This is a genomic window from Pseudomonadota bacterium (genome assembly GCA_039196715.1).
In the GTDB taxonomy this organism is placed as follows: Bacteria; Pseudomonadota; Gammaproteobacteria; order CALCKW01; family CALCKW01; genus CALCKW01.
The window spans coordinates 22,467-31,182 of the sequence record JBCCUP010000054.1; the positions used below are offsets into that span (position 1 = coordinate 22,467).

General features: G+C 67.6%; 14 protein-coding genes. 3 read left to right on the top strand and 11 right to left on the bottom strand.

Annotated features, from left to right (window positions below):
- Positions 1–80 precede the first annotated feature (80 nt).
- Genes gspN through gspG form a run of 8 tightly spaced genes read right to left on the bottom strand, consistent with a single transcriptional unit; the run spans position 81 to position 5,627 of the window.
- On the bottom strand, positions 81–833 hold the full coding sequence (gene gspN / locus AAGA11_16315) for a type II secretion system protein N (protein ID MEM9604432.1): 753 nt from the start codon (positions 831–833) through the stop codon (positions 81–83).
- Positions 833–1,327: a type II secretion system protein GspM gene (gspM, locus tag AAGA11_16320; protein ID MEM9604433.1), complete on the bottom strand. Its 495-nt coding sequence runs from the start codon at positions 1,325–1,327 to the stop codon at positions 833–835. The genes gspN and gspM overlap by 1 nt, the downstream gene beginning before the upstream one ends.
- Positions 1,324–2,538, bottom strand: a complete 1,215-nt coding sequence (gspL, locus tag AAGA11_16325; protein ID MEM9604434.1) for a type II secretion system protein GspL — start codon at positions 2,536–2,538, stop codon at positions 1,324–1,326. The genes gspM and gspL overlap by 4 nt, the downstream gene beginning before the upstream one ends.
- A gap of 24 nt (positions 2,539–2,562) precedes the next feature.
- The gene (gene gspK / locus AAGA11_16330; protein ID MEM9604435.1) at positions 2,563–3,618 is read right to left on the bottom strand and encodes a type II secretion system minor pseudopilin GspK; all 1,056 of its coding nucleotides are present in this window, start codon (positions 3,616–3,618) and stop codon (positions 2,563–2,565) included.
- Entirely contained in the window at positions 3,618–4,232 is a 615-nt protein-coding gene (gene gspJ / locus AAGA11_16335) for a type II secretion system minor pseudopilin GspJ (GenBank protein MEM9604436.1), read from the bottom strand. The genes gspK and gspJ overlap by 1 nt, the downstream gene beginning before the upstream one ends.
- Positions 4,229–4,624 carry a type II secretion system minor pseudopilin GspI gene (gene gspI / locus AAGA11_16340; GenBank protein MEM9604437.1) on the bottom strand — a complete coding sequence of 132 codons (396 nt, stop codon included), beginning with the start codon at positions 4,622–4,624 and terminating at the stop codon, positions 4,229–4,231. Before gspI ends, gspJ begins: the two co-directional genes overlap by 4 nt.
- A gap of 9 nt (positions 4,625–4,633) precedes the next feature.
- On the bottom strand, positions 4,634–5,218 hold the full coding sequence (locus tag AAGA11_16345) for a GspH/FimT family protein (GenBank protein MEM9604438.1): 585 nt from the start codon (positions 5,216–5,218) through the stop codon (positions 4,634–4,636).
- Positions 5,190–5,627: a type II secretion system major pseudopilin GspG gene (gene gspG, locus AAGA11_16350; GenBank protein ID MEM9604439.1), complete on the bottom strand. Its 438-nt coding sequence runs from the start codon at positions 5,625–5,627 to the stop codon at positions 5,190–5,192. Before gspG ends, AAGA11_16345 begins: the two co-directional genes overlap by 29 nt.
- A gap of 132 nt (positions 5,628–5,759) precedes the next feature.
- Between gspG and rrtA the strand changes: the two genes are divergently transcribed.
- Genes rrtA through AAGA11_16365 form a run of 3 tightly spaced genes read left to right on the top strand, consistent with a single transcriptional unit; the run spans position 5,760 to position 7,279 of the window.
- A complete protein-coding gene (gene rrtA, locus AAGA11_16355; protein MEM9604440.1) occupies positions 5,760–6,347 on the top strand; it encodes a rhombosortase in 588 nt (195 codons plus the stop codon).
- Positions 6,344–6,742 (top strand): hypothetical protein, encoded by a 399-nt coding sequence (locus AAGA11_16360; GenBank protein MEM9604441.1) that lies wholly within the window; start codon positions 6,344–6,346, stop codon positions 6,740–6,742. The genes rrtA and AAGA11_16360 overlap by 4 nt, the downstream gene beginning before the upstream one ends.
- Positions 6,743–7,279, top strand: coding sequence for a paraquat-inducible protein A (locus AAGA11_16365; GenBank protein MEM9604442.1), 537 nt, complete (start codon positions 6,743–6,745; stop codon positions 7,277–7,279).
- Here AAGA11_16365 and AAGA11_16370 read toward each other — a convergent pair.
- The 3 genes from AAGA11_16370 to AAGA11_16380 all read right to left on the bottom strand — a co-directional run bounded on the left by AAGA11_16370 (position 7,200) and on the right by AAGA11_16380 (position 8,658).
- Positions 7,200–7,637, bottom strand: a complete 438-nt coding sequence (locus tag AAGA11_16370; protein MEM9604443.1) for a hypothetical protein — start codon at positions 7,635–7,637, stop codon at positions 7,200–7,202. The two genes, AAGA11_16365 and AAGA11_16370, sit on opposite strands and share 80 nt — an antisense overlap.
- Before the next feature lie 163 nt (positions 7,638–7,800).
- Positions 7,801–8,364, bottom strand: a complete 564-nt coding sequence (locus AAGA11_16375) for a peroxiredoxin (protein MEM9604444.1) — start codon at positions 8,362–8,364, stop codon at positions 7,801–7,803.
- A gap of 27 nt (positions 8,365–8,391) precedes the next feature.
- Positions 8,392–8,658, bottom strand: a complete 267-nt coding sequence (locus AAGA11_16380) for a M20/M25/M40 family metallo-hydrolase (GenBank protein ID MEM9604445.1) — start codon at positions 8,656–8,658, stop codon at positions 8,392–8,394.
- Positions 8,659–8,716 lie beyond the last annotated feature (58 nt).

Genomic DNA, 8,716 nt, shown 5'->3' on the forward strand with positions numbered 1-8,716 from the left:
GGTAGACAGCGCCGGTTTTACACGTTTTTCTGCCTCGCAATGTGTCCATGTGCACACATCGGCGCCCTGATTCGGGGCAGTCAGAGCACGTCTGCGAGCGTACCGCTCTGGCGTATCCGAAAACGGTTTGCCGATTCAGCCTGGGCGATGTTCTGCAGCGTGAAGACAACGTTGGGTGAGGCCGCAGCCGTGGGTACGGCGACCACGTCGGTCTGGTAGGCACCGTCCGTGGTCAGCGTTGCGGTGCCGCTGAGCGCAATCTCGCCACCGCTGTTGCTGATGTCCGCACGCGTCCCGCCATCCACTTCTGTCAGGGTCAGGCGCACGTCACCGAGTGACACGGCGATCTGGCCGGTGACCGACGCCCCGCTCCAGCTGACCACACCCACGGCCGGCCCGTACTGCGACTGGGCAATCTCTGCGCGCTCGATGTTCAAACGCACGCCGCCACCGAAACGCAGGATTCCGGGCAACACCAGTGCGTCGAGCGCGTTGGCGTCGGCCGCGAGCCGCAGGTCCTGTACGGTGAGCACACGACCGAGTCCGAGCGAGACGCGGGACGCGCCCTCGATCTCGCGGTTGAGGACAAAATCGACATCAGCGCCGAGCTGACCGCGCAACAGCGCCTGCGGCTGTAACACCCAATCGGCGTCGAGCGGCCCGCCGCCCGTGCGCACGCCAAGCACGCTGCCGTCGGACACGCTGCCGACGAAGCGCAGCCCGTTCTGCAAGCCGTCGGGCAACCACGGGTGGACGCGGTCGAGCGGCACGCGCAGCACCAGGGTGCCGAGAAAGACCACGGTCGCCAGCACGCACAGACCGACTGCGCGCATCAGCGTTCCACGGACACGCGTGCGCTGACCAGGCCGGGCTGGCGACGCGTGAGGTTGAGTTGAGACACGCGCAAGCCAAAGCGCTGCTCCACCACACCGAGGGCGCGGATCAGGGCGTTGACGTCCACGTTGGAAAACTGCACGCGCGCGCCGTCCTGGCCGACCGGTTCAATGCGTGTCGGTTGCTCGAGCCCCATTGAGCGAAAGGTCTGGTCGAGCGCCGCCAGGGGGCTGGTGCGGGTGTCCGCAGGTGCACCGGACGCGCCGCCTGCACCCTGCAGTGCAATCGCTTCGCCTGCCGCTTCGCGCATGTATTCGATCGAGCGCACGTTGCCGTCCACGCGTGCCCGAGTGTCCGCGAGTGCAGTCATGAAGGGCTGTAACGCAAAGAGGTACACCGCAAACACCAACAGGGTCAGCCCGGCGGCGAGCAACATCACCTGCTCGCGCGGCGAGCGCGCGTGAAACTGGGCAAGCAGGGCCGACGGGTTCATGCACGCGCCTCCAGGCGCAGCCGGCCACGCACGCCGCCCTGCTGCTGGTTGGCGGAGCGCACCGTGGCGGTGACCCGCCCGTTCTGCTCGATCAGCGACTTGAGGCGATCGAGTTCCTGCAGGCTCGTCACCACGATCTCGACGTCGGCGCGACCCTGGCGGTAGTTGACGCTGTTGAGCGCCGACCCGGGTGCGCTGCTGAGCGCCTCACCCAACACCGCCAGCAGGTCGAGCGCACCCGCTTCCCCGCCCTGCTTGAGCGCCTTCAGTCGACTGCGTAACTGACCGACGGGTTCCTGCACGCTGCGCGCGTTGGGGAAAGCGCGCTTGTAGAGCTCGACCATCTGGGCGCGCTGACCTGCGTCAACAGCGGTCAGCTGCCGCAACTCGAGCACACCTGCGACCACCGCGCACAACGCCAGCACGGCAGCGAGCGACGCGGGCACACGCCAGGGCCGCAGCGCGTTGCCGAGCTGTTGCCGCGGACTGAACTCGCCTTGCAGCAAGTTGATGCGTTGCGAGGACAAACCGCGCGCAAACGCGCTGATCGCTGCACTCGACGAAATGCGATCGGCGAGCAGGGGCAACGCCGGCAGGTGCAGCGCGTCATCGCAGAACCAGGTGATCTGCGCGGGCGCGCTCTCGCCTGCCTCTGCGATCAGCCGCGGCAACAGCGTTTCGAGCAGCGCGCGTTGACACCAGAGGCCGGCGTGCCGGCCCTGCCGGATCAAGGCGTCGCTGTCGTTGAACCAGACTTCCCACTCGTCGCTCTCGCCGAGCGGCAGGCACTGGACGTCCGGGACGATCTCGCGTGGGTGCACACCGGCCGCGTGCAACGCATCGACCACCCGACGCAGCGCATTGCGGTTGACCACGGCAACCGGCACCGTGCCGTCGGGCTCGGACGGGCCAAGGGCAAAATGCAAGTCCTCGACATCGTCCGCAAGCTCTTCCTCGAGCGCGAACGGCACGGCAGCCAGCCCACGCCGCCCACTCGGCACGCTGGCATAGGCGAGCGTGACGGCCGAAGAGCCCAGGGCCACCACGACCCGCTTGCCCCCGGTCGCGGCACTCGCCTCGACCAGCGAGCCCGACTCGACCACCGGCGTTGCGCCGAGCTCGGGGCGCACCGAGGTGAGGCACCAGTGCACGGTCGCGTCGCTCAGGTCGACTGACAGGTCTGGCACGTGGATGAGTACAGTATCAGGCACAGGCAAACGTCTTGGGTCCGAGGGTCATTCGAGCGCGCGCCAGCGGCCCAGCACCTGGCTGCGGCCGTCGGTCTCGCGTTGCAACACACTGTATTGAGTCATAGCAGTCCCACCGAATTCTATGTCAGCTCGGACCAGGAAGTGCGTACTGCTGACCGACAACAAATTTTTGACGCTGTCGGGCAGGGCTTTGTTCACCCCGTCGACTTCCACGGTACTGGCCGCGGTGAAGCTCTCGAGGCTCTCGTACGGCGTGCGGTCCTCGCTGTCCACGTCGAGGCTGCCCGTCAGCGCACTGGCGGGCTCCGTTGCCTCGCCGCAGGCCGGGTAGCGCTTCCAGCCTTCATCGGGCCACCGGTGCAGGGTGTCGCCGTGCGACACCAGGTCGTCGCTGAGCGCGCTGAGCAACTCCGGGGAGGCCGTGTTGACGTTGATCAGGTTGCCTCGCGGCAGCGCCGCGACGTAGGGCAAGAGGCTCTGGTAGGCCTCGAGCGACTCCTCCTCACTGTCGTTCAAGCCCACCACCTGGCGCAGCTCGGTGGTTGACACCATCGGTCGATCGGCGGGCCGGTACGGCGGCTGCCCGCCCGCGTAGGTCTCGAATTCGGCGCCACCGTCGGGCTGCGGCTGGGTGTCGGCATCCAGCCAATCGACCAACGCGAAACCGATGCTGCGCGGCAGGGCAAGTGCGTCGAGCAGACGCAGGAACACCGCCAGCTGCTCCGCGTTGGCCACACCCTCGGCGTCGATCAGGTTGTTGACGTTGAACAAGCCGTTGAGGTCGTGCACACAGCCGCTGATCGTGCCCCCCGCGACCGGCAGCGGTGGAATCACCGTGGCCCAGCCGTCCTCGCGCGAGTCGACCGGGTCGTCTTCAGGCGCATCGCGAAAGAGCGTCGCGGCCGCGAAGCGTTCGGCGGCAGCGGCGATCGCAGCGGCCTGCTCGATGTTCTGGTAGCCCTCGAAACGCCGCACGGTCACGCTCTGGGAGTGCAGCATGTTGACCGCGGCGACACTCGCGACCGCGACGATGCCCAGCACCACCAGAATGACAACCCCGCGTTCGCGTCGCCGGGCCATCACGGCACCTCGAACCAGCGGGTGAGTTCGCCCAGCTCGGCGTGCGTCAGGGCCAACTCGATCGCCCGCGGCAGCAGACGGTTCGCGTTCGGGTCCGAGGTGTCGGTGTCGGTGGGTGGCCAGGTGCTGTGCCAGGTGCCCTCGTCGTCGAGAAACCGCCAGACCACCGCGTCGACTTCGGCCAGCAACTCGCGGTCTGCGTAGTCGCCCTCGACCATGCGGTCGAGGTGGTACCACGCGCGGCGCACGAGCGCGTCGTCCTCGACGCGGTAGGCGACACGTTGCAATTCGCTGCGCGGCGGCGTCAGTTCGGGCGCCGGGTTGAACCAGCCCGCCCGCGTGAACTCGATTTCGGCGCCGCTGTAGTCACTGTAGGCGAGTGCGTCGCGCTCGCCGCCGAGTTCGTCGCGGATCGGCCGTGCCATCAACTGGCCGATGTCGCGATCGAGAATCAGAAACGCACGCTCGAGCCCCGCGAGTTGGGCCTGCATGGCATCGAGCGCGCGCTCGACGCCCGTGACCGCGCGCCACCCGGCGAGCGCGGCGGCACTGACCACCACCGTGATGGCCATCGCGACCAGCAGCTCGATCAACGTGAATCCGCGTGACCTCACGGCTGCACACCCGCGCCCACGCCGGGGTCACCGAGGAACGCCGTCAGCGTTGACAGCGCGCCAGTCGCAGACGGCCTGCGCCGCACCTGGATGGTCACCTGACGCAACAACGGATCCTGCACGTCCTCCGTTTCGGTCCGCCAGTACCAGGTTTGCCCCGCGAGCTGCCACTCGCCCTCTTCCTTGCCGAGGTCCGGCCAGGCGCCGGTCACGCGCAGTTCGGTCAACTTGTCACTCGCCACCCAGCGGGCGAACGTCTTGTCGCGCAGGTAATTCGCATTGTTCGAGAAGGTGACGCCAGTGTGGGTCAGGGCTGCAATGGCGGTCGCAACGATCGCCAGCGCGAACATGACTTCGATCAAGGTGAAGGCGCGGGCGGAGCGGGCGAGCACGGCGCAGACTCAGCGAGCGACAACGTCGAGCGAGATCGGCTCGCGCTCGGTGGGCTCGAGGCGGAACTCGCGCTCGGCTTGCGTCGCACTGACCATCAGGCGGTAGCGCGGCATCAGTTCGCCGTCGGGTAGGAACCACAACTGCGGAACCGTGGGTCCATCAGCGGCCTCGAGCTCGGCTGCCGATTTCAGTTCAAGCGGTTGGTCCTCGAGTTCGAGGTCGAGGTAGAGCGGTGACGCTTTGTCGAACTGCGCCCCACGCAACTTGCCGGAGGCGTCGTAATCCGACCACACCCACTCGCCTTCCTTGTCCCGCTCGCGTTTGACGAAGCGGTAGCCGTCGGTCGTGACCACCAGGCCGAGGGTGTGCGACCGCGCCAGGGCCTCGTCCATGGCGAGCTGCAACATCACATGCAGACGACGAGCAGCGTCGCGTTGCGCGTCGCGGTTGCCACCGAAGTTGATTTGCTGAACCGCCGTGACACCGATGATCCCGATGACCACCACGACCACGAGAATTTCAATGAGTGTGAAGCCGCGCACGCGGCTGCGGCGGTCGCCGCGTTCACGGGCTCCAGTTGCCGATGTCGGCATCGGGACCTTCCCCGCCAGGCGCCCCGTCACGCCCCAGCGTGTAGATGTCAATCTCGCCGCGCTCGCCCGGGTTCAGGTACACGTAGTCGCGCTGCCAGGGGTCCTTGGCGAGTTTCTTCAGGTAGCCGCCATCCTTCCAATTGGGCGCGTCGTCGCCGGGGTTCTCCACCAGTGCCTGAAGGCCGTCGTCCGCGCTCGGGTAGTTGAAGTTGTCCAGCCGGTAGAGCTCGAGCGCCGCCTCGATCGCGCTGATGTCCTGGCGCGCCTTGACCTGCCGCGCCGCGGCCGGCCGGCCCCGGCTGTTCGGCAGGATCATCGTGCCAAGCACACCGAGGATCACGACCACGATCATGATCTCGAGCAGCGTAAAGCCGCGTTGCCGGGCGGCATGGCGACCAGTGGATCGCATACAATTCTCCAAAATGCGTGGCGGTGGTGGGGCTAAGCTTAGCAGTACAGATCGCGCGCACCGCGCGGAGTTTCATCGCACCGCACCACGCTGAACCGCCGCCGAACGCACCGCCCCTCGCCGCAACGTCCTATGCCCGCATTCATCAAAACCTGGTGGTTTCCCCTGTGCCTCGCTGCGCTGAGCACCGGCTTGCAACTGGCTGATTTACGGGATGTCTGGCGCTTCGACCGCGCCGCCGTCGAGGGCGGCGCCTGGTGGTTGTTACTCTCCGGCAATGTTGTCCACCTAAACCTCGGCCACCTCGGCATGAACCTGCTCGGGCTCGCGGTGATCGTGCTGCTGGTCTGGCACCACCTGCGCACCGCCGAGTGGGTGCTGTGCTTCGTCGTCAGCGCCTTGGCGGTGGGCATCGGTCTCTACCTGCGCGACCCGAATCTCGACTACTACGTCGGTCTCAGTGGCGCCCTGCACGGCCTGCTGTTGGCCGGTGTCATCCTTGATCTCGCCGACGCGCCGGTCGGCGGCGGTCTGTTGCTGGCCGCCATTGTCGCCAAGCTCGGCTGGGAGCAATGGCTCGGCGCCGTGCCGGGCTCGGAGTGGGCTGCAGGCGGCAATGTCGTGGTCAATTCACACCTCTACGGTGCGCTCGCCGGTGCCGCCGTGGGGCTCGTGCTCCTCGGCTGGCGCCTCGCCCGACGCGCGCACCGCCGACCGTGAGCCGCGCGTCTCGGATCCTGCGCGGCCTCTGGCACGCGCTTGGACTGGCGATGATCGCGGTCATCACCCTGCTCACGCTCAGCCCGTCCGATTCGCCCTTGCTGGTGTTTTCGCTCTGGGACAAGCTGCTGCACTTTGGCGGCTATGCCGGGCTCGGTGCCTGGTATGCCTTCGGCGTGGCGCGTACAAAACTGCCACAACTGTGGCTCGCACTCGTCGCCATGGGTGTGGTGCTCGAGCTGGTCCAGGGGCAGGTGCCGGGGCGCGTCACCGAGGCCTGGGATGCGGTCGCCAACGGCCTCGGCGCCACAGCAGGTGCGGCCCTCGGCCTGACCCCGTGGCGGCACGGTCTGGACTGGCTGGACCGGATGATCGGGCAGCGAGGGGGCCGCTGAATGCCCGCCTCGCGACGCGTCACACCGCCGTGGGAAATGCGGCTGCTCCAGGGCGCGCTGGTGCTGGCAACGGTGCTGCTGGCACTCGGCGTGTTCAGCCCGTTGCTGACAGTCAAGAAGATGCTGTTGTGGAAGAACACACTGTCGGTGGCGGGCACCCTTGAGGCGCTGCATGGCGAGGGTCAGTACATGCTGCTCGCCGTGATTGCGGTCTTCAGCCTGGTGCTGCCGCTGGTCAAACTGGGCGTGCTGTACCGGGTGGTGTTCTGGCCGCCCCGCACGGCCGGCGCAACCCGCACCTGGCTCACGGCCATACACGATTTCGGTCGGTGGGCGATGTTGGATGTGTTGGTGGTCGCGGTGCTGCTGGTGGCCCTCAAACTCGGTGCCCTGGCGAGCGTGCAGCTGCACAACGGCCTCTACCTCTTCACCGCGGCGGTCGTCCTGATCGCCGCGATCACCCACCGCGTCGCCAGCCACCCGCCGTCACCGGCGCGCAAGCGGGCACCCCAACGCCGCACCCGCACGCGGCGCTGAGCGCGGCCTCCCCGGTCGGCCAGGTCCTCACGCGTGCCGAAAGCGCCACCGGGCGCGCCCGGTAATGCAAGGCCGCTATCATCGCGCGGTTCGCCGCGAAGCCCAGCGCGAAGTACGGCCAACCGCCGCCACCGATGTCCGGGTTGGCGGCGGCCATGAACATCACCGTGCAGATCATCACCGAGATGATCAGGTGGTGCCAGACGTCTCTGCTGACGTGGATCGAATTGAACACACTGAGCTCGCCCCGGCCGTACCAGAGGGCGATGAACACGCCGGCGAAAACCAGAGAGCCGAAGACGTTCACGTGGTGAGACAGGTCGTTGCCAGGCAGGAAAATCGTGACCGCGTGGATCAGGTCACAGAAGAGCTCGGTTCAGTGCACGTGGTCGTGAGCGTGCTCGGGATCGTGGCGGTGTTGCGGCTTGCGCCACATCGAGGTGCTCGGACAAGGCGATGGCCACTTTCCCGTCGCGATGGCGTGGCGTGATCCACGGCGCAGCGACGAACGCCGCGCCCGGTTACGCGCCGGACGGGTTCGCGCGCAGCCAGTCAAGCACGCGTTCGGCGTTTTCGTTGGGTGGAAAGACCGGGTAGAACACGTGCTCGATCCGCTCACCCTGGAGGATCAGGGTCAGGCGCCGGTAGAGCCGCTCGCCGGCGTCGTCGAAGGTGGGCAAGCGCAAGGCGTCGGCGAGCGCAAAAGCGCTGTCGCTCAACAACGCGAACGGCAGGTGCAGCCGCGCGTGGGCCTCGCGCTGGTAGTCGCTGGTCTGTGAGCTCAGCCCGAACACGCGGGCGCCGAGGGTGGCGAGTTCGGCGTGGTGGTCGCGGAACGCACAGGATTGCGGCGTGCACCCGCGTGCGCCGGGGATGGCATCCCAGCCGTCGGGCAAGGCGCGGTCGGGGCGCCCGGTCATCGGGTAGATGTACACCACCGTGCGACCGGTGAAGCCGGCGAGGTCGACCAGGCTGTCGTCGGTGGCCTGCAGAGACACCGACGGCATCGCCGTGCCCGCGAGGTGACTGGCACCGCCGTCGTCCTCGGGCACGGGCAGGTCGTCGGGTAGATCAAGGGATTGCATGGCGGGGCCTCGTCGGGGGTGTCGGGGTCAGGGGGCCGTCATCACGGTACTGTAAAAGCGCACCGCCTGCGCCAGGCCGCTCACCGACAACCGCTCGTTGACCCCGTGCAAGCGCGGCAGGTCGTCGGGGCCGAACAGGAACGGGTTGAAGCGGTAGACGTCCTCGGCCACCTCGGCGTAATGGCGCGCGTCGAGTGTCGCGATGGTCAGACCGGGCGCCACGATGATGTCGCCAAAGACGGCGCGCGCGGTGGCGGCGAGCAAGGCAAAGCCGGCACTGTCTGCCCGCGACACCGGCGACGCTTAGAAGCCGCGGGGGTCGGGCTCCACGCGAACGCGGGTGTCGTCGATC